This is a genomic window from Agrobacterium tumefaciens (assembly GCF_013318015.2).
Taxonomy (GTDB): domain Bacteria; phylum Pseudomonadota; class Alphaproteobacteria; order Rhizobiales; family Rhizobiaceae; genus Agrobacterium; species Agrobacterium tumefaciens.
The window spans coordinates 857,514-879,999 of the sequence record NZ_CP115841.1 but is presented as its reverse complement, the minus strand read 5'-3'; the positions used below and the strand labels follow the sequence as shown (position 1 = coordinate 879,999).

At 58.6% G+C, this 22,486-nt stretch carries 21 protein-coding genes and 1 pseudogene; 8 read left to right on the top strand and 14 right to left on the bottom strand.

Annotated elements, in window-relative coordinates; translation table 11 throughout:
* Positions 1-9: 9 nt before the first annotated feature.
* Both G6L97_RS04415 and sseA read left to right on the top strand, forming a co-directional pair.
* Positions 10-747: an alanyl-tRNA editing protein gene (locus G6L97_RS04415; RefSeq protein WP_111783148.1), complete on the top strand. Its 738-nt coding sequence runs from the start codon at positions 10-12 to the stop codon at positions 745-747.
* 16 nt (positions 748-763) lie between these two features.
* Entirely contained in the window at positions 764-2,185 is a 1,422-nt protein-coding gene (gene sseA / locus G6L97_RS04410) for a 3-mercaptopyruvate sulfurtransferase (protein ID WP_111783149.1), read from the top strand.
* Positions 2,186-2,326: 141 nt separating this feature from the next.
* Here sseA and G6L97_RS04405 read toward each other — a convergent pair.
* A pseudogene (locus G6L97_RS04405) lies at positions 2,327-2,966 on the bottom strand (dihydrofolate reductase family protein); the annotation flags it as partial.
* Between the two features lie 54 nt (positions 2,967-3,020).
* Positions 3,021-3,905, bottom strand: a complete 885-nt coding sequence (locus tag G6L97_RS04400) for a DUF4344 domain-containing metallopeptidase (RefSeq protein WP_013635909.1) — start codon at positions 3,903-3,905, stop codon at positions 3,021-3,023.
* A 162-nt stretch (positions 3,906-4,067) separates the two neighbouring features.
* On the opposite strand from G6L97_RS04400, the gene G6L97_RS04395 reads away from it, so the two are divergent.
* The 3 genes from G6L97_RS04395 to G6L97_RS04385 all read left to right on the top strand — a co-directional run bounded on the left by G6L97_RS04395 (position 4,068) and on the right by G6L97_RS04385 (position 7,172).
* A complete protein-coding gene (locus tag G6L97_RS04395) occupies positions 4,068-4,535 on the top strand; it encodes a DUF1203 domain-containing protein (protein ID WP_111783150.1) in 468 nt (155 codons plus the stop codon).
* Between the two features lie 98 nt (positions 4,536-4,633).
* Positions 4,634-4,969 carry a PilZ domain-containing protein gene (locus tag G6L97_RS04390; protein WP_003512551.1) on the top strand — a complete coding sequence of 112 codons (336 nt, stop codon included), beginning with the start codon at positions 4,634-4,636 and terminating at the stop codon, positions 4,967-4,969.
* Positions 4,970-5,183: 214 nt separating this feature from the next.
* Entirely contained in the window at positions 5,184-7,172 is a 1,989-nt protein-coding gene (locus G6L97_RS04385; protein ID WP_111783151.1) for a bifunctional 2',3'-cyclic-nucleotide 2'-phosphodiesterase/3'-nucleotidase, read from the top strand.
* 45 nt (positions 7,173-7,217) lie between these two features.
* On the opposite strand, the gene G6L97_RS04380 is transcribed toward G6L97_RS04385, so the two are convergent.
* Both G6L97_RS04380 and G6L97_RS04375 read right to left on the bottom strand, forming a co-directional pair.
* Complete coding sequence (locus G6L97_RS04380; protein ID WP_111783152.1) at positions 7,218-7,769, bottom strand: DUF2087 domain-containing protein; 552 nt, start codon at positions 7,767-7,769, stop codon at positions 7,218-7,220.
* A gap of 200 nt (positions 7,770-7,969) precedes the next feature.
* The gene (locus tag G6L97_RS04375; RefSeq protein ID WP_013635904.1) at positions 7,970-8,938 is read right to left on the bottom strand and encodes a LysR family transcriptional regulator; all 969 of its coding nucleotides are present in this window, start codon (positions 8,936-8,938) and stop codon (positions 7,970-7,972) included.
* A 149-nt stretch (positions 8,939-9,087) separates the two neighbouring features.
* On the opposite strand from G6L97_RS04375, the gene G6L97_RS04370 reads away from it, so the two are divergent.
* Complete coding sequence (locus G6L97_RS04370; RefSeq protein ID WP_003512545.1) at positions 9,088-9,705, top strand: FMN-dependent NADH-azoreductase; 618 nt, start codon at positions 9,088-9,090, stop codon at positions 9,703-9,705.
* A gap of 42 nt (positions 9,706-9,747) precedes the next feature.
* Here G6L97_RS04370 and G6L97_RS04365 read toward each other — a convergent pair whose 3' ends face one another.
* The 3 genes from G6L97_RS04365 to ilvA form a co-directional block, all read right to left on the bottom strand.
* Complete coding sequence (locus tag G6L97_RS04365; RefSeq protein ID WP_111783321.1) at positions 9,748-11,013, bottom strand: GGDEF domain-containing protein; 1,266 nt, start codon at positions 11,011-11,013, stop codon at positions 9,748-9,750.
* A 117-nt stretch (positions 11,014-11,130) separates the two neighbouring features.
* Positions 11,131-11,439, bottom strand: a complete 309-nt coding sequence (locus tag G6L97_RS04360) for an HlyU family transcriptional regulator (RefSeq protein WP_174002771.1) — start codon at positions 11,437-11,439, stop codon at positions 11,131-11,133.
* A gap of 75 nt (positions 11,440-11,514) precedes the next feature.
* On the bottom strand, positions 11,515-12,789 hold the full coding sequence (gene ilvA / locus G6L97_RS04355; RefSeq protein ID WP_029658759.1) for a threonine ammonia-lyase: 1,275 nt from the start codon (positions 12,787-12,789) through the stop codon (positions 11,515-11,517).
* A gap of 79 nt (positions 12,790-12,868) precedes the next feature.
* Here ilvA and G6L97_RS04350 point away from each other — a divergent pair, with 79 nt between their 5' ends.
* A complete protein-coding gene (locus G6L97_RS04350) occupies positions 12,869-14,326 on the top strand; it encodes a TrkH family potassium uptake protein (RefSeq protein ID WP_003512541.1) in 1,458 nt (485 codons plus the stop codon).
* Positions 14,327-14,433: 107 nt separating this feature from the next.
* Positions 14,434-14,688 (top strand): heavy-metal-associated domain-containing protein, encoded by a 255-nt coding sequence (locus tag G6L97_RS04345; protein ID WP_003496638.1) that lies wholly within the window; start codon positions 14,434-14,436, stop codon positions 14,686-14,688.
* 391 nt (positions 14,689-15,079) lie between these two features.
* Here G6L97_RS04345 and G6L97_RS04340 read toward each other — a convergent pair whose 3' ends face one another.
* The 7 genes from G6L97_RS04340 to G6L97_RS04310 all read right to left on the bottom strand — a co-directional run bounded on the left by G6L97_RS04340 (position 15,080) and on the right by G6L97_RS04310 (position 22,476).
* Positions 15,080-16,573: an ABC transporter substrate-binding protein gene (locus G6L97_RS04340; protein ID WP_013635898.1), complete on the bottom strand. Its 1,494-nt coding sequence runs from the start codon at positions 16,571-16,573 to the stop codon at positions 15,080-15,082.
* A 239-nt stretch (positions 16,574-16,812) separates the two neighbouring features.
* Positions 16,813-17,823: an ABC transporter ATP-binding protein gene (locus tag G6L97_RS04335; protein ID WP_174002769.1), complete on the bottom strand. Its 1,011-nt coding sequence runs from the start codon at positions 17,821-17,823 to the stop codon at positions 16,813-16,815.
* A 12-nt stretch (positions 17,824-17,835) separates the two neighbouring features.
* The gene (locus G6L97_RS04330; protein WP_065661117.1) at positions 17,836-18,900 is read right to left on the bottom strand and encodes an ABC transporter ATP-binding protein; all 1,065 of its coding nucleotides are present in this window, start codon (positions 18,898-18,900) and stop codon (positions 17,836-17,838) included.
* 141 nt (positions 18,901-19,041) lie between these two features.
* Complete coding sequence (locus G6L97_RS04325) at positions 19,042-19,947, bottom strand: ABC transporter permease (RefSeq protein WP_013635895.1); 906 nt, start codon at positions 19,945-19,947, stop codon at positions 19,042-19,044.
* Positions 19,937-20,881 (bottom strand): ABC transporter permease, encoded by a 945-nt coding sequence (locus tag G6L97_RS04320; protein ID WP_111783322.1) that lies wholly within the window; start codon positions 20,879-20,881, stop codon positions 19,937-19,939. Before G6L97_RS04320 ends, G6L97_RS04325 begins: the two co-directional genes overlap by 11 nt.
* 72 nt (positions 20,882-20,953) lie before the next feature.
* Positions 20,954-21,442 (bottom strand): Cu(I)-responsive transcriptional regulator, encoded by a 489-nt coding sequence (gene cueR, locus G6L97_RS04315; protein ID WP_013635893.1) that lies wholly within the window; start codon positions 21,440-21,442, stop codon positions 20,954-20,956.
* A gap of 11 nt (positions 21,443-21,453) precedes the next feature.
* Complete coding sequence (locus G6L97_RS04310; protein WP_065658048.1) at positions 21,454-22,476, bottom strand: 2Fe-2S iron-sulfur cluster-binding protein; 1,023 nt, start codon at positions 22,474-22,476, stop codon at positions 21,454-21,456.
* Positions 22,477-22,486: the final 10 nt, after the last annotated feature.

Here is a 22,486-nt window from a genome sequence, read left to right as displayed (position 1 = left end):
CATGCCGAAATGCCTGTGAATGCCCTGTTCCGTGACGATTTTTATCTTTCCACCGCAGAAGCGATCGTCACGGCGGTGCATGAGGATGGCGGCATCGAGCTCGACCAGACCTGCTTTTACGCCACGTCCGGCGGCCAGCCGGGCGACAGCGGCTTTCTCGAGCGGGCCGATAGTTCGCGCATCGAACTCGGCATTACCAAAAATGGCGCCGACAAGAGCGTTATCATCCATGTGCCGCTGGAAGGTCAGCCTTCGCCCGAGGTCGGTGAAAAACTGACCCTGCATGTAGACTGGCCGCGCCGTTACAAGCTGATGCGCATGCACACGGCCTGCCACCTGCTATCCGTCGTCTGTCAGTGGCCGATCACCGGTGCTGCCGTCGGCGAAGACGAATCGCGCGTCGATTTCGACATGTCGGAAACCATCGACAAGGATGAAGTCACGGCAAAGCTGATGGAACTGGTGAAAGCCAACCATCCCGTTTTCCTGCAATGGATTACCGACGAAGAACTTCAGGCCAATCCGGGCATCGTCAAATCCAAGAATGTGCGCCCGCCAATCGGCCTTGGCCGGGTCAGCCTTGTCTGCATCGGCGAAAACTCTACCATCGACAGCCAGCCCTGCGGCGGCACCCATGTTTCCGAAACGCAGGAAGTGGGCGATATTCACATTGCCAAGATAGAAAAGAAGGGCAAGGAGAACAGGCGGTTCCGCATTCGTTTCGGCACGCCTGAAGCTGCTGCCTGAAATCAGGAGAGACATCGTGAGCACGGATAAGAGCCGTTTCGTCGTTTCGGCGGACTGGGTAGAAAAGCAGCTCGGCACGGCCGGGTTTCGTCTCGTTGATGCCTCGTGGTATCTGCCGGCGCATAAACGCAACGGTGCGGAAGAATTTGCGGCGGGTCACCTGCCCGGTGCCGTGTTCTTCGATCAGGACAAGATCGCCGATCATGCAACCGGATTGCCGCATTCCCTACCCTCGCCGGAGTTCTTTGCTGAACAGGCGGGAGAGCTTGGCCTCAGCGACACTGATACCATCGTGGTCTATGACGGCCCCGGTTTCTTTTCCGCACCGCGCGTGTGGTGGATTCTGCGGGTGATGGGCGTGCGCAAGGCCTACGTGCTGGATGGCGGTCTTGACGGCTGGAAGCGCGAAGGCCGGCCGCTAGAAAGCGGCACGCCGGAGATCGAACCCGCCACCTTCACACCCGATTTCAACGAAAAGCGCGTGACCTCGCTATCGACCATGCGCGGCATCGTTGACAGTGGCGAAAAGCAGATTGCCGATGCCCGCGGCGCGGGACGTTTCACCGGCGACGAGGCCGAGCCGCGTGCCGGCATGCGTTCAGGCCATATGCCTGGCGCTCGCAGCCTGCCCGCCACCGCATTTTCCGAGAACGGCCACTTCAAGGACCTCACCGCCATCCGCAAGATGGTGGCGGATGCCGGTATCGATCTTGGCAAGCCAGTGGTGACGAGCTGCGGCTCGGGCGTTACCGCCGCCGTCATTACGCTGGCGCTGGAATCGCTCGGCCACCAGGATAATTCGCTATATGACGGTTCGTGGTCGGAATGGGGTGGACTGGAAGACACGCCTGTTGTCACCGGCCCTGCCGAACCTCTTCCCGTGGTGTCACATGGGCCGTTGAAGGCGCATGTCACGCAGCTTGAAATGACGGCGCCGCCGAAGGTCAGCCTTGCTATCCCCGTCAACATCCAGACGGCACTGATGCGGGTCACCGATATTCCCTTGCACTTCTACCGCTACATGTACTGGCGGGTGGGAAAACGTTGGCACTGGCAGAAACGCATGCGAATGAGCGATGCGGAACTGTCCGCCGTCCTCAAGGACCCGAAGAACAGCGTCACCGTCCTTTATATGAACGGTGCACCCGCCGGTTTCTTCGAGCTGAACAAGGCAAGCGACGAGGTAACCGAGCTTTCCTATTTCGGGCTTCTCGAAGAGGCAATCGGTGCTGGCGTCGGCAAGTGGTTCCTGTTGCAGGCGCTCTACGCCGCCTGGCAGGACAATCCGAAGCGCGTGACGGTGACCACCAACACGCTTGACCATCCGCGCGCGCTGCAACTCTACCAGATGATGGGATTTTCGCCTGTTGGTACCTATGAGGCCTGGGTAGAGCCGCTGTCCGATACAGAGCTTCTGGAAATCTCGCTGCGCAACTGAGTTCGTCACGTCGGGGATGGCCCGCGCTATTCCCCGACTATAGAGCAGATCGGACTGCTCCTCCCTCATTCCTTTGCTTGTCACAGGAATGAGGGAGTGGGAGGCAACCGCACATGAAACCATTGTGTAGTTTGCGACTCCGGCTTTATCGATAATCAAATGGGTCGCGCCCTCACCCGCCGAGGTCCCGGTGCAGCGATAACCAAGCGCAGGCAAATCCAGCCCCTCGAAGAGGTTTTCGCCCTTGCCGAGAAAGACCGGGCCACGCCAGATGCAGTTCGTCGATCATGCTTCCGGCCATATATTGCCGAATGGTCGAAACGCCGCCGCCGATCCGGACGTCCCTGCCGTTTGCCGCCTCCAACGCCATGTCGAGGGCGGCCTTGATGCCCGTGTTGACAAAATGAAACACGGTGCCGCCCTTCATCGCAAAGGAGGCGCGCGCATGGTGCGTCAGCACGAAAACCGGCACGTGATAAGGCGGCTCTTCCCCCCACCAGCCCTTCCAGTGTTCATCCGGCCAAGCACCGCGGATAGGGCCGAACATGTTGCGGCCCAAGATCCAGGCGCCGATATTTTCGAAACTCTTCTCGGAAAACTGCTCGTCCGTGCCGGTCGAGCCGCCTTGCTTGCCGAACATGCGGTGAAAGGTGCGGGTCTTGAACGCCCATTGATGCAGGGTTTCGCCATTCACACCCAGCGGGTTCTGAAGACTTTGATCCGGCCCGGCACCGTATCCGTCAATCGAAATGGCGAAATTTCGAACGACAACCTTCGGCATGGCAATATCCTCCCGTTTCAAGAGGACAGGTTGCCGTGCATCCGGTAACTGGCCTCAGATCTCTCTTTCCAGAGTGACGGCCGTCGGGGTATGCCCGCCGGCGGAACCTTTGTCTTCGGTAACGCTGTTGAGGAGATGATCGGCAATCAGCTCCGCCTGGAATTTACCCAGCTCGTAGCAATAGGTGATCTCACGTTTTTCGGCCGACCAGTAGACATCGGGACGCCCGCAGGACTTCGCCGTCAACTTGACCTCGCCTTTCAAGCCGTAAACGCCGAAACTGCGGCTGATAAGATCGAGAACCTTCGATTCCTTGACCATGATGGCGTAAGGTTCCAGCTCCGGATCGCGCGGCGGCACATAGCTCACGGTAAATCTTGATGGCGTCTGCGCGCGGTGGGGCGTCAGAAAATCTTCCCACGCCGATGCGATACGCGGATAGGCGGCGCCACATTTGGCAAATTCGTCATTGGCGAGCCCCATCATGGTGGCAAGATCACCATAGCCGTCTTTGTCGCGGCCGACCATCAGGCAGGCCATGTTGCGATCGCGGCTCCTGTCGGGAACAAGCGCCGAAAACACCGGTGCTTCGTGCTGGGGCAAAGCCTCCGTCTCGCGCGCCAGATACCAGCTGTCGGTAGCGTTGACGAGTGCGGTATCAAGCCATTCCTCGTTGGCCTGAAGGATGAGCGTGCCCGCCAGCTGATCGGCAGGTGCTTGCGCGCTGCCGGTCTCCGGCGCGCCGAAATCCGAGATCAGCATGCGTGCACCCTCGTGATAAAGCGAGAAGATCGCATTGCCGATGACGAAATTGACCGCCTGCTGGAGCTGATCGTCGGACAGGCCATCGAGACCGGAGGCGACCTGCGCCTGCGTGTCGATCGGAACCGTCAAAGAAACGAAAGCCAGCGGAACGGCGGCCAGAAAACGACGGAACATAAAATCAGACCTTCCGGGATCGAGGAGCGCCACTGATTCCCGATGCTAACGAGTCACGCAATGGGCTGGTTGCATCACCCGTCAAGAATCGGGTGGATAGAGGTCTGTTTCGAGATCATAGCTGCAAAGAAGCAACGCCGATCCCAACAGAAGGACCTCGCCATGACCGATCTCGTCTTTACAGCAATGCCGGCTAAGGAAGCTGAAGCTTTCCGGGCGGGAGCCGCCGACGCCTATGGCAACCCGCCGGAAAAGGCCGTTTCTCCAGGCGGCATGCCGTGCCGCCATTGCCTTTCCCAGATTAATGAAGGCGAAGGAATGCTGATCCTCGCCTACCGGCCCTTCCCTTCGCTCCAGCCCTATGCGGAAACGGGGCCAGTCTTTCTTCACGCTGAGGCCTGTGAGCACTATCCGCAGACGGATGCCCTTCCCCCGATGCTTAACAGCCCCGATTATATCGTTCGCGGCTATGGCACTGACGACCGCATCGTCTACGGCACCGGCGCGGTGACGGCGACGGACGAAATCCTTTCACGCGCAGCGCATATTCTGGAGCGGGCAGACGTCGCTTATGTGCATGTGCGCTCCGCCCGCAACAATTGCTACCAGTGCCGTATCGACACAGCATAATCGCGCGATTACTTGCAATTTTAAGCAAACGGCTAAACGGCTCTCAAACTTTCTACGTCATGATGCAAGCATCGGAAACAATTGATTTGAGTAGCGAAATGACAAACAACCTCAATATGGCGACCCGCACTGCGACCCGTAGCAAGACCCGGATCTACGCGACCGTGCACTATTTCAGCCAGTCGACCCGAGGCCGCGTGGTGGACCTGTCCGCCACCGGCATGGCGCTCGAACTGGACGGACCTTTCGCTGCCGCCAAGGGAAGCCGGGTGAAGGTGCAGAGTGAAGATCTGGGTTTCATCGAGGGTGTCGTGCAATGGCAGCACATGAACCGGCTCGGCCTGCAACTCAAACTTTCCACCAACACGCTGGCACAACTATCGTCTTATTTCCGCTTCTTCCACGAAGAAGTAAAACCGACTCTCGCCCGCTAAGCAGACGTTTCCGACAAGGGGAATGCGCAGATCGGACATAGCGCATTCCCGAAGCGGGCCATGCGCGCGCGGCCACCTTGTGGCAAAAAATTTATCAAACGGTTGAAAACTGGCCCGTCCGTCACGGGCTTGTCATTTTGATGATGGACTCCTCGGGGATTGCTTCTACCTTGTCGTTTTCCTGACAGAGCAAGCTTCATACGAAGGAGTTCCCATGTCGTCGCTTCTCGCTCTCCACCCCATCACTCGCCGTTCGCTTCTGGGTGGCATCGCCGCCTCTTCGGCTCTGGTGCTGTTGCATCCCTTCGCCGCACGCGCCGCAGCCAACCAGGCGCATCTGCGCATCATGGAAACGACTGACATCCACGTTCACGTCTTTCCCTATGATTATTACGCCGACAAACCGAACGACACGATGGGTCTGGCGCGCACCGCTTCGATCATCGGCGCCATCCGTGCCGAGGCCGGAAACTCGATGCTGGTGGACAATGGCGACTTCCTGCAGGGCAATCCGCTCGGCGACTACATCGCCTATGAGCGCGGCATGAAGGCCGGCGACAAGCATCCCGTCATCAACGCCATGAATGTCCTTGGCTATGATTGTGGCACGCTTGGCAACCACGAATTCAATTACGGCCTCGACTATATGTCCAATACGCTGGCGGGCGCCGGTTTCCCTTATGTCTGCGCCAACCTCACCAAGGGTCAGCTGGCTTCCGATCCCAAGCAGGATGAGCTGTTCTTCAAGCCTTACGTCATCCTCGAGAAACAGATCCGCGATGGTGCAGGCGTAACCAGCCCGGTCAAGGTCGGCATCATCGGTTTCGTGCCGCCGCAGATCATGATGTGGGATTCCAAGAATCTGGAGGGCAAGGCCCAGACGCGCGATATCGTCGAGGCGGCTAAAGCCTGGGTTCCGGTCATGAAGGAAGAAGGTGCCGATATCGTCATCGCGCTTTCCCATTCCGGCATCGATGGCAAGGGCCAGACCGATCGCATGGAAAACGCCTCGCTTTATCTGGCGGGCGTGGAAGGCATTGACGCCATCTTCACCGGTCACCAGCATCTGGTCTTCCCCGGTCCGAAGACATGGGACGGCATCGAGGGTGCGGATGCGGTCAAGGGTACGCTGATGGGCAAGCCGGCCGTGATGGCCGGTTTCTGGGGCTCGCATATGGGCCTCATTGACCTTCTGCTCGAAAAGGACGGCAAAAGCTGGAAGATCGTCGATTTCACCTCGGAGGCCCGGCCGATCTACCACCGCGACGACAATCGCAAGGTCGTTGCAGATGTCACGGACAAACCGGAGGTCATATCCGCCGCCAAGGCAGATCACGAAGCGGCGCTCGCCTATGTGCGTCGCCCGGTCGGCAAGACGTCGGCGCCACTCTATTCCTACTTCGCGCTGGTGGCCGACGACCCGTCCGTGCAGATCGTCTCCAATGCCCAGACGTGGTACATCAAGGACATGCTGAAGGAAGGGCAATATAAGGATCTGCCCGTGCTTTCGGCAGCAGCGCCCTTCAAGTCTGGCGGTCGCGGTGGTGCGGATTATTACACCGATGTCCCTGCCGGTGACATCGCCATCAAGAACGTCGCCGATCTCTACCTCTACCCCAACACGGTGCAGGCGGTGCTGATCAACGGTGCGCAGGTGAAGAACTGGCTGGAAATGTCCGCCGGCATGTTCAACACGGTCGAGGCCGGCGCAAAGGATGCGCCGCTCCTAAACGCGGATTTTCCGTCCTATAATTTCGACGTCATCGACGGTGTCACCTACCAGATCGACATTTCCAAACCGGCAAAGTTCGACAAGGACGGCAAGGCCGTCAATCCCGACAGCAACCGCATCGTCAATCTGCAATTCGATGGCAAGCCGATCGACCCCGAGCAGAAATTCGTGGTGGCGACCAACAATTACCGTGCAAGCGGCGGCGGAAAATTCCCCGATATCGCCGCCGACAAGGTGATCTTCGTGGCGCCCGACACCAACCGCGACGTGATCGTGCGCTATATCATCGATCAGGGCACCATTAACCCGTCGGCGGATGCCAACTGGTCCTTCGCCCCAGTTGCCAATACGACCGCCATCTTCGAGACTGGTCCGAAGGGTCGTAATTACGCGGCTGACATCAAGGGCGCAAAAATCGAGGATGCCGGCGACGGCGCCGAAGGTTTCGCAAAGTTCCGCCTCGTTCTCTAGAGCTTGCAGCCCTCCCGGCGTTTCATCGGCCGGGAGGGCATTTACTCAATTGCGGTCACTGACGATACGCAACAACAGTGGCAGTTCCGGCGGTGGCTTCTGCTCGATGCGTTGATAGTCGCTGCCATCGCGGTTACGGCGGATGAGCCGGAGACCCGCCATGTCACGCCGCAGCATCGCGGCATCTCCAAACAGGTGCAGACCATCGAGAAAGCTGCTGAATTCGCGCTCTGAGAAACTGCGACCGGCTGGTATTCTTGCCCACAGATACCAGAGGCACAGTTCCTGCTGGGAGCGGCGGGCCGGCCATTGCACCAATCTACCGGCAGCATCGACAGTCCGCGCGGTCTTCAGCACCCTGCCCTCATTGGCAGGCATTGTCTCCGGTCGTGTCTGCGGTGGCGGCAAGCCACTTGCTACGGGTGGCGTGCGCGCGGCGCGCAGATGCTGAAAGTTGCGAAACCCGGCAGCCCGGCTCAGAAGATTGAGCATCTCCACATGGCTTGGCTGGCGGTCCAGCCTGCCGATTTGTTCGCGTAGCGATTTGGCAAAGGTGGAGAGGTCGGCGATATCGATGGAAAAGATCGAACGTGGCATGACTTACCCTCAAGTGCCATTCCGAAGAGGTGTCGCTGATCGCCGGCTTCCGACTAGGCACGGGATAAGTGCTGTCAATCTTTCAAAATGCAGGTTTAGCTTCCCTTGCGGGACGGCGATGCCTCGGTGAACTGCTGACCGTGTTTCCTGTATAAGGCAGGCCATTCACCTTCGTCAATTGGTCACTCAGTCAACCCATGTCACTCGGCGGCGACAGAAATAGTCCGCTGTTTGCCTCCGGCAATTATCCTGTTGAAATCCTTCTGGTTAGGGCATGCCGACAGACGCTGCTGAAAGGCCGTGGCAAGCCACTGGCCAGCAGGACCGGCGGGTGAATCCACCCGGCGCAGCGCAAAGATTGGATATTCGCCCTGCTCATAAGCTTCGAGATCAAGTGCCTTCAGGCTGCCATTGGTCAGGTCGTTGCGCACGATCGATGCGGGCAGACCGCCCCAGCCGAGACCGCCCTTGATGAGCTGGTATTTCGTGGCAATGTCGCTGACCCGCCATGTCTTGTAGGACAGCACGTTGAAATCGCGCCCCTTGGTCAGCCCCGACGCATCGGTGACGACGAGCTGGACCTCCTCGCGGACATCGCCCAGAACCAGCGGCCTCTCAATCTGTGCCAGTGGATGATCGGCGGCGACGACCGGCAGCATGAAGGAATGGCCGACCTTTTCGACGACGAGTTCGTCATCCTGGCGCAACAGCGCCCCGCCGATGCCAATGCCAGCCTTGCGGGAGAGCACCATATCCATAACCATGCCCAACTCCCCCACATTGAGGCTGAGGGTAACGGTGGGGAATTCCTTGCGAAAATCGCGAAGCACCGCAACGACAGCTTCCGCCGGCACCATGGTGCTGATGGCGACAGAAAGCTCGGCCTCCAGTCCCTGCTTCAAACCCTTGGCACGCGCACGCATTTCCTGCAGACCGGCCACGATGCGCCTTGCATCTTCCAGCATGGCGCGACCCTCGTCCGTCAATCGAGGCTGGCGTACGCCATTGCGCTCGAACAGGCTGACTTCAAGCTGCGCCTCGAGATTGGCGATGGTGTAGCTGACAACAGACTGGGCGCGATTGAGCGCCCGTGACGCGGCAGAGAAACTTCCGGTTTCGGCAACCGTCAAAAACACCTGCAATTGGTCGAGCGTCGGGTTCGCGTCCATGTTCCATCCATTTCATCGATAGGTCGCTTCCACATTATCACAGTTTTCTTGATGGCATCAATTGGTCATATAGGGGGCAAAGGAAGGGCATCGTGCTCTCCCGCCCTCCCAAGGCGCCCGTCAATTCATCGCTTATGCAAGGAAAGACCATGTCCAACATTCTGCTCATCACCTCCAGCCCGCGTGGCGACGAATCGGTTTCCAACAAGTTTTCCGGCGAACTCGCAAACAAGCTGAAGGCCAAGTCGGCTTCCAACACCCTTGTCCACCGCGATCTTGCTGCCGACCCCATTCCGCATCTCGACACCGTCAAGACCGCTGCGATCCGCAAGGCTCCAGACCAGCGCACGGCTGAAGAAGCGGTTGCAGCCGATTATTCCGACAAGCTGGTTGCAGAGCTTATGGCCGCCGACACTGTCGTCATCGGCACCGGCCTCATCAACTTCAATATCTATTCCGGCCTGAAGTCGTGGATCGACAACGTCGCCCGCGCTGGTCAGACCTTCAAGTACACCGAAACCGGCCCGGTTGGTCTTGCCACCGGCAAGAAGGTCTACATCGTGCTGGCCGCCGCCGGCGTTTATTCCGAAGGCCCGGCTGTGTCGATGAACCACGCCGTTCCCTACCTCAAGACCGTTCTTGGCTTCATGGGCATGACGGATGTTGAAGTGATCTATGTCGAAGGTCTGGCATTTGGACCGGAAGCCGTTGAAAAGGCCGTTGCGGCAGCCGAAGCAAAGGTTGCCGAACTCGCGCAGGCCGCCTGAGGCGCCATTTGACACGTGGTGATGCCGGCTCGATTGCCGGTATCAGCCGACCCACATTCCGTAACGGCCGTGCACCTGATCGCGGCCGTTATTTTTTGCCGCATAGAGCCGCGCATCGGCTTCCGATAGCAGCGCGCGGAAAAGCTGCCCGTCCTCGAAAGCCGTGGCGACGCCGATGCTGACAGTCAGCGGCGAACCGTCCGGCCGTTGCAGATCCTTCAATATCGCCGTCCGCAGACCTGCTGAAAAGGCAAGTGCCCCCTCATGGGTCATCGTCGGCAACAGGGCCACGAACTCCTCGCCGCCGAACCGGTAGAGATGGCCGTGCGGTTGCACGATGCGTTTCAGAACGGCGGCGAATTCCCGCAACATCTCATCGCCCTGCAAGTGCCCAAAGGTGTCGTTGACGGTCTTGAAGTGATCGATATCGACGATCAGCACGCTGACGGGACGTTTCTTTTCCAGACATTCCACGACGACGGACGGCGCATCGAGTTCCATGCGGGCGCGGTCAGGCACACCGGTCAGCATGTCGCGGCCAGACCGGGACAGAAGCTCCTCGTAGCGTTCCCTGAAGGTGAGGTCGTTGAAGACATCGGCAACGCTGCGGCGCGTCAGGAAGCGGCCTTTCGCCGCCGTCAGCTTCAGATAAATGGCAAAGAGCAGAGCATAGATGGCAACGGCCACCATCTTCGCTTTCCAGCCATCGTAAAAGACATCGACCGGCGCGTTCAGCATATATCGCAACGCCGCGTAAAAGCCTGCCTGATCCAGGCTCAAAATCACCACGCCACAGATTGCGAAGCGCAGGACAATATGGCGCTGCAAATAGCGTCCCAGCTTTTCGTAAAACAGGATGATGGCGATGGCGTCGATATAAAGCAGGCTGGTTCCCCAGACCATCAGCACGCCCATCTCATCCAGAAATCCGGTATCTACCGACTGTCCGGGGACAATTGCCACCGTCGGATGGAAGCGGATGATCTGCACCATGATGATGGTGAGTATATTGCCGAGAAACAGGCCGTAGATCGGCTGGCGGACGACTGCCGCATCCTCGCGCATATAGAGCATGAGGATCATCATCAGTTTGCCGGCAAAAAGGATCGAGGAGCCGGGTGATACCACGCCAAATGGCAGCTCGACGTAAAAGACCGCCGCCAGGTAGGTTTCCAGGAAATGCATGACGCCCAGCGCGGTGAGAAAAACACCGATGCCGAGAATATGCCGGTAATGAAGGAATGCCGTCATTACCGAAAAATAGACGATGGCTTCCGCCACGAAGAGGGCCAAATTTGCCCATTGCATCGGCATACGCCCTATCGATCCACATCGCGCCGGTTCATCGGCGCGACTTCATGCCCTCTGAAGACGATAGGCCGAAGCAACCAACGGAATCTTAATGTCCAGCAGAAGAAACCGCCATCATTTTCCTGGGAAGAGCGATGCACCGTTCTGGTCGATGATCAGCTTTGCCTTGCGGATGGTGAACTCAACCGCATCGTCCATGCTGGTGAAGACATCGGCGCGCACGAATTCATGCACGAACGTTTCCTCGCCGTCCTTTTTCTCGATGCGGCCCGCCAAACGGACCTGGCCGCCTTCCTTCAGCGGCGTCGCATAGATCAGATAGTCTCCATGCACATGCGGTTCCGACTGCGCTGCCTTCTGCGGCGCATCCGCGGACTGGCCGGAGCCGAAGGCCGAAAGGATTTTGGAAAAAAACGATGCCATGGCTTTCACTCCCTTAATCTGTCTCGCATTTCGAAGGGCGGATATGCTCCGCCCTTCCCGTCGCTCTTATCCCGATCAGATGATCAGGTTCGACAGGATCTCGTTTTCGGTAATATCCTCATAGCCGAGGCCCGCAGCCTCGAAGCGCTCCAGAAGCCCTGCGAAGTTTTCCTGCGCGTTGGTTTCGATGCCGATCAGGATCGAACCGAAATTGCGGGCCGATTTCTTCAGATACTCGAAACGGGCGATATCGTCGTCCGGGCCAAGCAGATTGAGGAAATCGCGCAGCGCGCCGGGGCGCTGCGGCAGGCGCAGAATGAAGTATTTCTTCACGCCGGTGTAACGCATGGCGCGTTCCTTGACATCAGGCAGGCGCTCGAAATCGAAATTGCCGCCGGAGACGACGACGATAACCGTCTTGCCTTCCAGTTTCTCGCGGCCGAGCTTCTCCAGCGCGGCAATGGACAGCGCACCCGCTGGCTCCAGCACCACGCCTTCGAGGTTCAGCATCTCGATGATGGTCACGCAGATGGCGTTTTCGGGGATGAGCAAAACCTGCTCGGCCGGAAAATCCTTCAGCGCCTGAAAGTTGAGATCGCCGATGCGGGCAACAGCGGCGCCGTCGACGAAATTGTCGACCTTGGGGAGCGTTACCGCTTCGCCGCGCTCGAGGCTCCTTTTCAGGCTCGGCGCGCCTTCCGGCTCGCAGAACACGAAGTTGCCCTTTTCAACGGTGCCCGCCAGAAAGCCGGTAAGGCCTGCCGAAAGCCCGCCGCCGCCAACCGGCATGACAACCATATCCGGTTTGGTGCCTTCGGGAAGCTGGTCCATGATTTCGGCAGCAACCGTCGCCTGGCCTTCGATGATATCCTGATGGTCGAAGGGCGGCACCATGTAGGCGTCATTGTCTTCGACGTATTTGCGCGCGGCGGCGTAACATTGGTCGAAAATATCGCCCACCAGACGGATGCTGATGAATTCACCACCGAAGATACGGGTCTTGTCGATCTTCTGCTGCGGCGTGGTCACCGGCATGAAAACAACACCGTGAACGCCGAAATGGCGGCAGGCGAAAGCAAAGCCCTGCGCATGGTTGCCGGCCGAAGCACAGACGAAAACCTTGTCCTTGCCAGCCTTCGCAACAGCCTTGCGGAGAAAGTTGAATGCGCCTCTAATCTTGTAGGAACGAACCGGAGACAGATCCTCACGCTTCAGCCAAATCGACGCGCCATACCGACGGCTGAGATGTTCATTCAACTGCAACGGCGTTTCCGGGAATATCTCCCGCACTTCCCGCCGCGCTGCCTCCACAAGCTGCTTGTCCACGATTGTCAATCCATTGAAATTCATAATGGCACCCGCTATGCCATAGGAAGGCGTCAGAGACAAAGACTCATTTCACGCTGCCACGAACCCTGGGTTTCATTTCTTGAACAGCAATCTTCTGCGCTCGGTCATATATGTGGCGTCCATCTTCGGGCTCTATCTCGCGACGGCCATGTTCCTGCCCGCGCTGACGGACCTTTATTACGGCAATGACGACTGGACGGTGTTTGCGCTTTCAGGCTTCATGTGCGGCGGCTTTGCGCTTGCCTGTGCGCTGGCCACGCGCGCACCGATCGCGTCCTTCAACAAACGCTTCGGCTTCCTGCTCGTCAACGTGCTCTGGCTTGTATTTTCCATTGTCGGAGCGGTTCCGCTCTATCTGTCCGAGCTTGACCTGACGCCCGGTCAGGCCCTTTTCGAATCGGTCTCGGCCATCACGACGACGGGATCGACCGCCATATCCGGCCTCGATAATGCGCCGCAGGGCATTCTTCTGTGGCGGTCGTTGCTCTGTTGGCTCGGCGGCATCGGTATTGTCGCGCTTGGCCTCTTCATCCTGCCGCTCTTGCGCGTTGGCGGCATGACCTTCTTCCGCATGGAATCATCCGACACCGGCAATGACCGGCCCTTCGCGCGGCTGGCAAGCTTCACCCGCGCTTTCGTGGCGATCTACATCATCATGACCATCGCCTGCACGGTGGCTTTCGATTTTGCTGGCATGTCGCATTTCGATGCCCTCAACCATGCCATGTCGACGGTTGCGACCGGCGGTTTTTCCACCCACGACGCCTCGTTTGCCTATTTCAACAACACGGCGCTGCTTTGGATTGCCACCATCTTCCTGATCTTCGGCAGCCTGCCCTTCTCGGTGATGATCCTGCTTGCGGTGCGCCGCAGGTTGGAGACGCTGCGCGACCCGCAGATAGCGGTCTTCCTTGGCTATCTCTGCGCGATTTCCATCGCAGTCGGCGTTTATCACCACCTTAGAAACGGCGTACCGCTGGATACTGCGCTCAGCCACTCCTTCTTCAACATGACATCAATCCTCTCGACCGGTGGCTTTGCGAGCGACGACTACACGCTGTGGGGTCCGTTCGTTGTCGTCGTTGCATTTTTCGCAACCTTCATGGGCGGCTGCTCCGGCTCGACGGCGGGTGGTATCAAGGCCTATCGTTTTCTGATCATGTTCAATGTCGTTCGGGCAGGCCTCAAAAAGCTGATCTATCCGAACGCGGTTTATTCGGTCCGTTACGGCCAGCAGGTGGTCGATCCCGACACGATCCGGACGATCTTCCTTTTCGTCAGCTGTTTCATCGCGCTCTGGATCGCCGGCAGCCTCGCCATGAGCCTGATGGGTTACGATTTCCTGACTGCGACCTCGGGCGTTGCGACCGCACTTGCCAATGTCGGCCCCGGCATCGGCCCGATCATCGGGCCTGTCGGCAATTTCTCCACGATCAGCGATCCGGCGCTCTATCTCCTGTCTGTCCTGATGTTGCTTGGACGTCTGGAAATCCTCACCGTTCTCGTGCTGCTGATGCCGATTTTCTGGCGCAACTAAAATGCCGGTGCGCTTATTTTGGCTGCCTTAATAAAGCGCTTGACCTTCCCACGTTGGAATAGTCCAGGCTCCTGCTGTTACAAGTTCCAACCCAAGGAGAACCGCCTATGTGCACCGCCCACCAGCATCACCCCGAAACCGCTGCCGCACCTGTTGATGCCGACCTTTCTTTCCACGTTGAAGACATGACCTGCGGTCACTGCGCCGGTGTGATCAAGGGCGCTATCGAAAAGACCGTTCCCGGCGCCGCCGTTCATGCTGATCCGGCAAGCCGCACGGTTGTGGTTGGCGGCGTCTCCGACGCGGCACGTATTGCTGAAATCATCACCGCTGCAGGCTATACGCCGGAAGCGCGCGCCTGATTTGACGAGATGCCGGCGGCGGCCTTCATCCCTGCCGCCGGATCGACCTGCCTGCCCCCGCTTCACGCCGAGCTTGCGTGACAGCCGCTGGACGATACCAACGTTCGTCCTTCTCCATACCTCCCGCGGCAAGTGACTCTCCCTTTCGACCGGGGATGACAGTGGAGGTTTTCCCGGTTCCTGAAATTCATATTTTCAACGGCTGACAAGGTCTGAAAACCTGTCCTTCATCATGCTCGGGCCTGTCCGGGCATCTGATACCTATTGATTTTACGATAGGTGGAAAGATCCTCAGGACGAGGATGACGTTGAGTGTGGGCGATGGCCTGTCAACAGGCAAAACCCGGCTCTTTCGAGCCGGGCCATATCTCGTCAGCAATGTCACATTGGCCTATTTCACTGCCAGATCCTTGGTCATGATAAAGTAGTTGATCGGATGCGGCTTGAAGTTTTCGACCTTGTCCGAATAGGCATCGAAAGCGGTCTCATGGACGAGGTAGACGGTGACGGCTTCGTCGTAAATCCGCTTCGCCGCCTCGGCATAGATGGCGTAACGTTTTGCCGGCTCAGCCGCCATATAGGCAGATTTGATCAGCTTGTCCGTCTCCTCACTGCAATAATGCGAGATGTTGTAGCCGCCTCCGCAGGTATAGTCGGCGTTGAGGAACCCGATCGGTTCTGCAACATCGGTGGCATAACCGCGTGACAGAAGGACCATGTCGAAATTGCCGGACAGGAGATCGGGCTCGATCGCAGTGTAATCAGCAACGCGAACATCGACCTTGATGCCGATTTCCTGCAATTGGGCCTGAATAACGGCGGCAACATCCTTGAGTTCGGTTCTTTCAGTATAGGCCAGAAGTGTCAGCTTCAGGCTGCCGGGGGCAATGCCCGCCTCTTTCAGCAGAGCCTTTGCCTTCTCTATGTCATAAGCGGGCGTGACGTTTTGCGGCGCCCACGGCTCTCCCGGTGCGAAGGGCATCGTTGCGGGCTTTACCATGCCTTCATAGATGCTGTCGGCAATACCGGCGGTGTCGATGGCGGCCCGGATCGCCTGCCGAACCTTGATGTCCTTAAACGGCGGCTTCGAATTATTGAGCAGCATTTCCGTAATCCGGGGCACGGTAATTGGCGCAACCTTGACACCCTTCGTGGCTACAATGGTCTTTACCGCCCAAGGTGGAATCACGCGCGAAATTTGCACTTCACCGCTTCTTATCTGGGTGGCGCGGGTATCGGCATCCGGAATAAAGTTCACACGGCCGCCCGAGAGCTTCGGCATACCGTTCCAATAGTCATGGTTCGCCGTCAGTTCCATATATTGGCTGGCATCGACCTTGGTGATCTTGAACGGTCCGGTGCAGGTTCCGATCGGATCGACCTTGCCGTCCTTATAGGCGGATGGCGCGAGGATCGAAGTCGCCGGGCTTGCCATTTGCGCCGGCAGCAGCACCGATGGCTCGATGGTCGTGATCTTCACGATATCGTCGCCACCAACCTCGACGGCAGCGACCAGCTTAGGCGAAAAGGCCCGGGCCGGAACGGGCGCTTTCAGAAGATTGGTGAGCGCATTGACCGCGGCTTTTGCATTAAGCGGCTCGCCGTTCTGGAACTTCACGCCCTTGCGCAACTTGAACTCCCAAACCTTCGGTGAGGTTTGTGTCCAGGATTCGGCCAAGCCCGGCTCCAGTGCGGTGTCATAGCCGACGCGGACCATGCTTTCGAAACACCCTGCGCGCGAACCGAGATAGGCATCGTCGGAAGCCATCTGCCAGCCGGTCTTGACGCCGGTATAATCGTCATAGGTAATCGTATCGGCCTTGGCCGTTTGAACTGAAAACGAAAACACAATGGCGCTTGTCGCCAAAAGTACGTGCTTTATCATTGAATATTCCCCTTTTATTTTTGATGACAACGCTCAAAATTCAGTCGTCTCACGAGATTTAAGATATTAATAAGATAGATCTCGAAAGACATAAGAATATCCCTCGGACGATCCACGAACATCCGCTTGAATATCATTCATTTTATGTTTTTATACTCGGAATTTAATTCCGATATTAATTCACAAACGCACAAATCATCTGTTTTTACAGAACCAGAAGACTGTAACTGCGCTGCTCCTCAGCCCCATTCGCGCCAGTGATGGCAACGAGCGAAATGCTCCCCGGCAACATCTTCCAGAAGCGGTTCCTGTTCGCTGCAAATCTGCGTCGCATATTTGCAGCGGGTGTGAAACTTGCAGCCACTTGGAGGATTGAGCGGGCTTGGCAGATCACCATCCAGAAGCATTTCCGGTGCATATAGTCCGGTTTCATCAAGCATCGACGAGGCAATAAGAGCCTTCGTATAGGGATGCTTAGGCGCCCGGAAAAGCTCATCCCGGTCGGCGATTTCAACGATCCGCCCGAGATACATCACCGCGATACGGTCGCAGAGATAACGCACCACGCGCAGGTCATGGGAAATCATCAGCACCGTCAAACCATGACGACGCTTCATGTCCATCAGCAGGTTCAGGATCTGCGTGCGCATGGAGGCGTCGAGCGCCGATGTCGGTTCGTCGCACACAAGGAAACTTGGATTGAGAAGAAGCGCGCGTCCTATGACCACGCGTTGCAACTGCCCGCCGGAGCACTGGCTCGGATAACGGTCATAATAGGAGGCATCGAGGCCGACCTCCTCCAGCATCTTGAACACGCGCGCGATGCGTTCTTCGCGCGTGCCGATGCCGTTCTGGGCAAGCGGCGCTTCCATGCTTTGCCCTATGCGCATGCGCGGATCGAGCGCGGAATAGGGATCCTGGAACACCAGTTGCACGACACGGCGCATGCGCCGCAGCGTCTCGCCCTGCATGTGCAGAATATCGTGGTCTCCGATGCTGACCTCGCCCTTCGTCGCGTTGGTCAACCGCGTTATCAGCCCGGCGACAGTGCTTTTGCCGCAGCCGGATTCGCCAACGAGACCAAGAACCTCACCCTCGCCGATCGTGAGCGAAACATCGTCGACGGATTTGACCACGCGATTGCCGAAACCCGATATCGGATAATATTTGCACAGGTTGTTTGCGACCACATAGGGCTTGATCTTGCCATCCTCCTGAGGCCGGTTCGGTGTTTTGACTGTCGATAGCATCGCAACCCTCCTTCAGCAGACTGTGTGACTGGCATGGCTGCCGGCATGGTCGTCGTCGACCGCCCAGCACCGCGCCTTGCGACCTTCCGGCAAGGCATTCAGATCCGGCTCCGTTGCCATGCAACGGCCGCCCATGCCGGCCGACTGGGCAAGCGCGCAGCGGGGATGGAAACGGCAACCGCAGGACATGTCATGGGCCTGCGAGCTGGAGCCGGGGATCGTCAGCAGCTGCCCCTCGCTGTCGGTCGTCAGAAGCGAGCAGCTGATGAGCGCCTTGGTATAGGGATGTTGCGGCGCCTTGAGGATTGCCTGCGTCGGCCCTTCCTCGACAATGCGACCAGCATACATCACCGCAATCCGGTCCGCGAAAGCGGCAACGACCGAGAGGTCATGGGTGATGAGCAGCGTGGCGAGCCGCCGCTTCCGACGCTCATCGTCGAGCAGGCGCAATATTTGTGCCTGGACGGTGACATCGAGTGCCGTCGTCGGTTCATCGGCGATCAGCAGTTGCGGATTGCCGGAGAGTGCCGCAGCAATCATGACGCGCTGCGCCATGCCGCCGGAGAGTTCATGTGCGAAGCATTGCGCCCGCGCCGACGGATCGGGAATTCCAACATCCGAGAGCATGCCGACAACCCGGCCCAGTGCCGCATGCCGACTCATCTTGCGGTGGACCCACAGTGGCTCGGCGACCTGCGTCCTCACCCGGCTGGTCGGATCGAGCATTGCCTGCGGTTGCTGAAAAAGCATTCCGATATCGGCGCCGCGCAACGCATCAAGCTCGGAGGGCGAGAGAGCGAGAATGTCGCGCCCGGCAAAAGAAATGCGGCCGGAGTTGATTTCCGCGCCGTGCGGCAACAGCCGCATCAGCGACAGAGCCGTCATGCTCTTGCCGGATCCGGATTCGCCGACCAGTGCAACGACCTCTCCGGCATCGACGGAGAGCGTCAGACCGGAGATAACAAACTTGCGGCCATTTCCAGACGGCACCGAAACGTGCAAATCCTCGATTTCCAGAAGCGGTGTCCGCTCCGGGGCGATGGCCGTATTGGCATGCGTGTGTCCTTCGATATTCATAAGAGTTCCCCTTATTATTATTGCATCGGAGGCATGGGCGTATTTTCAAGCGGCTTCAGACGATAATACTCTCCTTGGGGCTATCGTGCCCTGTGTATGTTTGATCGGCGCGGGCGCCGGTCATTGCTCTAACCGCAGGCGTCAATGGCCGTTCGGTTTCCTGGTATCCATGTTCAGGCCGTGGCCGATCCATGTCACGCTCAACGCCGACAGGAAAATCGCCAGACCTGGTGCGATCACGAGAATGGGCATACGTTCCGCATAGGCCTGCGCATCGGCCAACATCAGCGCCCAGTCTGCGGCCGGCGGCTGCACGCCGAGGCCGAGAAACGACAGTCCGCCCACCGTGATCAGCTTGTGGCCGAAGCGCAGGAAGGCAACTGCTGCGATCGGCCAGATCGTGTTGGGAATGACATGCCGGAAAATAATGAAGCGGCGTGTGCATCCAAGCACCTCGGCGGCGCGCATATATTCTCGGGAATTGATCGAAAGCGTCAGTCCGCGTGCCAGTCGCGCAAAAGGTGTCCAGCCGACGATCGTCAGCGACGCGATCAATGTGCCATATCCCGGGCCGAAGATGGCGACGAGGAAAATGGCGATCACCACGTCAGGGATGGCGATGAGCAGATCCACCACCCGCATCAGGACTTCATCGACAACGCCGCGGCTGCGACCGCTGATGATGCCGATAAATGTTCCGATGGCGACCGACAGGATGACGGTGATGGCGGCAATCGTGACCGTGAAGCGTCCACCGATAAGCAGCCGGCTCAAGACATCACGCCCGAGATGGTCAGTGCCCAGCCAGTAGGCGGCGCTTGGCGCATTCAACCGCAGGCGAAGGCTTTGCTGCGCGGGATTATAGGGCGAAATCCACGGCGCGATGACGAGCAGCACGATGATGACGAGAAAAATCGCCGAACCCGCGTAGAACGTCCAGTGCCGCCGGCGGATGAAATCCGTGAACCGGAAAAGTGTCGACGGGCGCTTGGGCAAGGTCATTGGCATGGCGGCTACCGGCGCGCTCGGGAAGTGACTAATGGTCATGTTGACCTCGCATTGCTGGATTGATCAGGACATAGAGGCCATCGGCCAGGGTATTGATCAGGATGGAAAGGGCGACGATGCAGATGAAACCGCCCTGCAGCATGGGGATGTCCCGATTGACCACGGCGTCGTAAAGAAGCCGGCCCATTCCGGGGATGGCAAATATCACCTCCACGACCACCGATCCGCCAAGCAGGCCCGCAAGCCATAGGGCAAAGAAGGTGACGATCGGAAGCGAACCGTTGCGAATGCCGTGGCGCATGACCGTGCCATGCATGCCGAGACCGCGGCTGCGGGCCGCCGTGATGTAAGGCGCGCGCAGAACCTCAGCCATGGCGGCGCGCGTCACCTGCGTGAAATAGGCCAGTGGGCGCAGCGTCAACGTCAAAGCGGGAAGCACCATCGAGCGCCAGCTATCCCAGCCCGCAGACGGCAACCAGCCGAGATAAAGCGCAAAGACGAGCGCCGACATCGGCGCAAACCAGTATTCCGGCGTGGCAACGAAGGTCTGGATCATCAGCGTTGCGAAATTGTCCAGCCGGCCACCCGGACGCATCGCCGCCAACGTGCCGAGCGGCAAGGCGACGGCGACCGCAATCGCCAGCGCCGTCAGTGCCAATGTCACGGACACGCCGAGAGAGCGCAAAAGCTCACCCGCCACGGGCTGGCTGCTGGTGAAGGAAAAGCCCAGATCACCGCGCAGCGCGCCCGACAGCCATGCGAAATATTGGACGTAAAGCGGCCGGTCGAGCCCGAGGCTTAACCGAAGGGCCTCGACTGCATGCGGATCGAGCGCCGTATCGCGCATGCGCGAAAACAGAATGGTGCGAGCAGGATCGCCACCGGCCATGTAGGGCAAAAGAAACGCGATGACGGAGACGATCATCAGCATAAGGCACAGAATAAGGAAGCGTTGTATTATCTGTATCCACATTGCCTGTTCTCCTTCGCCGAAAATGGCCATTGCACTGCAATTGATGATCGGTCCCCGCCGGGGAAATGCGGTTTATTTCATGAGGCGCGGCAAATCCGTCACCACACCGGACGTGCCTTTCAGCATGCCGGAACGCTTGGGTAGGATCGCCACCGGCGTAAAATCGGGATCTTCAGATTGAGCAAGATCCTGAATGATCGGGCAATCCGGCTCACCATTGTCAGGGCAATAGGTCGCGATATTTCGCAGCGTGTCGGCCATCTCCCGAAGAGCATGCATCTTGGCCTCGAGATCTACGACATGTTCCATGACGATGCGCTTGACGTCGCAGGATGCACCGCCGGGATCGCGCCACAGGGTCATGAGCTGCCTGATCTTTTCGATCGAGAAACCGAGGTCGCGGCCGCGGCGGATGAAACGCAGCGTCTCCAGATCGTTGGTCGTATAGACCCGATAACCGGATTCCGTGCGGTTTGCGGATTTGATCAGCCCGATCGTCTCGTAGTGGCGGATCATCTTTGCGGAAACACCGGATGCGGTGGCGGCTGTACCAATGTTCATCGATCCTGCTCCTATCTTTCCGGGGTGAAAAACACGTCTGCATGAATGTCGGCGGTGCGGATGCCCCTTGCCAGGAGCTGCGGCACCGTTGCCTCGATCATCGCCGGCGGTCCGGCCAGATAGGCTTTCCAGCCATCGAGATCGTCGAAGTCGTCCGCCACGGCGGAACCGACATAACCGCGCCGCATCTGCGCATGGTATTCATTCGAGAGAACTGGAACGAAGCTCAGATTGCCGTAGCTTACGGCAAGTTCTTCGAAACGGTCGACCATGTAGAGGTCACGCTCGGCGCGGGCGCCGAAATAGACATGGATCGGGCGTTGCCGGCCCGTGGTCCGATCAGTGGCGACCGCTGCCTCTACCACCGCCTTCACCGGCGCCAGCCCCGAACCGCCGGCAATGCCGAGGATCGGTCCGCAATGCTTTTCCCGCAGATACGAAGACCCGAAAGGACCGACCAGCACGACAGGGTCACCCGCCTTGGCGTTCGCGAAAATATGGCCACTCGTGACGCCGCCGGGGACATGCCGGATATGGAATTCGATCAGGTCCTCATCGATGCGGCTGGCAATGGAATAGTCACGCGGCGAACAGTCCGGATAAAACAGGCGCACATATTGGCCGGCCTTGAAGGTAAACAGTTCGCGATCGTCGAGCCTGATGCGAATGAGCTTGATATCATGCGTCGCATCCACCGCTTCCGCGATGACGCCATCAAAGCGGCCGGCCGGAATATCGGCAAACTCATCCTCACCGTCGAGCCAGCCAATCGTTACGTCGCTCAACGGCACGGCGCGGCAGGCGAGTGTCAGCCCTTCCGCCTTTTCCTCTTCTGTCAACGAAAAGGGCGTATGCTTGAGAAGGTCGATCTCGCCTGAGACGAGGCGCGATTTGCACGCCCCGCACCGGCCCATGCGACAGCCGTGCGGATAGGAAATTCCGGCGGCAAGGGCGGCCTGAAGGACGGTCTCGCCCTGCGCTGCCACAATGCTACGTCCGATACGTGGCAAATAGACTGTGTTTCCAGGCGTCATCACATCCGCC

Bases quoted from the DNA above. Each gene is read 5' to 3' on its own strand.
- G6L97_RS04415 (WP_111783148.1), top strand. From the start codon at position 10: ATGCCTGTGAATGCCCTGTTCCGTGACGATTTTTATCTTTCCACCGCA.
- G6L97_RS04400 (WP_013635909.1), bottom strand. From the start codon at position 3,905: ATGTTCCGTCGTTTTCTGGCCGCCGTTCCGCTGGCTTTCGTTTCTTTG.
- G6L97_RS04395 (WP_111783150.1), top strand. From the start codon at position 4,068: ATGACCGATCTCGTCTTTACAGCAATGCCGGCTAAGGAAGCTGAAGCT.
- G6L97_RS04390 (WP_003512551.1), top strand. From the start codon at position 4,634: ATGACAAACAACCTCAATATGGCGACCCGCACTGCGACCCGTAGCAAG.
- G6L97_RS04385 (WP_111783151.1), top strand. From the start codon at position 5,184: ATGTCGTCGCTTCTCGCTCTCCACCCCATCACTCGCCGTTCGCTTCTG.
- G6L97_RS04380 (WP_111783152.1), bottom strand. From the start codon at position 7,769: ATGCCACGTTCGATCTTTTCCATCGATATCGCCGACCTCTCCACCTTT.
- G6L97_RS04375 (WP_013635904.1), bottom strand. From the start codon at position 8,938: ATGGACGCGAACCCGACGCTCGACCAATTGCAGGTGTTTTTGACGGTT.
- G6L97_RS04370 (WP_003512545.1), top strand. From the start codon at position 9,088: ATGTCCAACATTCTGCTCATCACCTCCAGCCCGCGTGGCGACGAATCG.
- G6L97_RS04365 (WP_111783321.1), bottom strand. From the start codon at position 11,013: ATGCAATGGGCAAATTTGGCCCTCTTCGTGGCGGAAGCCATCGTCTAT.
- G6L97_RS04360 (WP_174002771.1), bottom strand. From the start codon at position 11,439: ATGGCATCGTTTTTTTCCAAAATCCTTTCGGCCTTCGGCTCCGGCCAG.
- ilvA (WP_029658759.1), bottom strand. From the start codon at position 12,789: ATGAATTTCAATGGATTGACAATCGTGGACAAGCAGCTTGTGGAGGCA.
- G6L97_RS04345 (WP_003496638.1), top strand. From the start codon at position 14,434: ATGTGCACCGCCCACCAGCATCACCCCGAAACCGCTGCCGCACCTGTT.
- G6L97_RS04340 (WP_013635898.1), bottom strand. From the start codon at position 16,573: ATGATAAAGCACGTACTTTTGGCGACAAGCGCCATTGTGTTTTCGTTT.
- G6L97_RS04335 (WP_174002769.1), bottom strand. From the start codon at position 17,823: ATGCTATCGACAGTCAAAACACCGAACCGGCCTCAGGAGGATGGCAAG.
- G6L97_RS04330 (WP_065661117.1), bottom strand. From the start codon at position 18,900: ATGAATATCGAAGGACACACGCATGCCAATACGGCCATCGCCCCGGAG.
- G6L97_RS04325 (WP_013635895.1), bottom strand. From the start codon at position 19,947: ATGACCATTAGTCACTTCCCGAGCGCGCCGGTAGCCGCCATGCCAATG.
- G6L97_RS04320 (WP_111783322.1), bottom strand. From the start codon at position 20,881: ATGTGGATACAGATAATACAACGCTTCCTTATTCTGTGCCTTATGCTG.
- cueR (WP_013635893.1), bottom strand. From the start codon at position 21,442: ATGAACATTGGTACAGCCGCCACCGCATCCGGTGTTTCCGCAAAGATG.
- G6L97_RS04310 (WP_065658048.1), bottom strand. From the start codon at position 22,476: ATGACGCCTGGAAACACAGTCTATTTGCCACGTATCGGACGTAGCATT.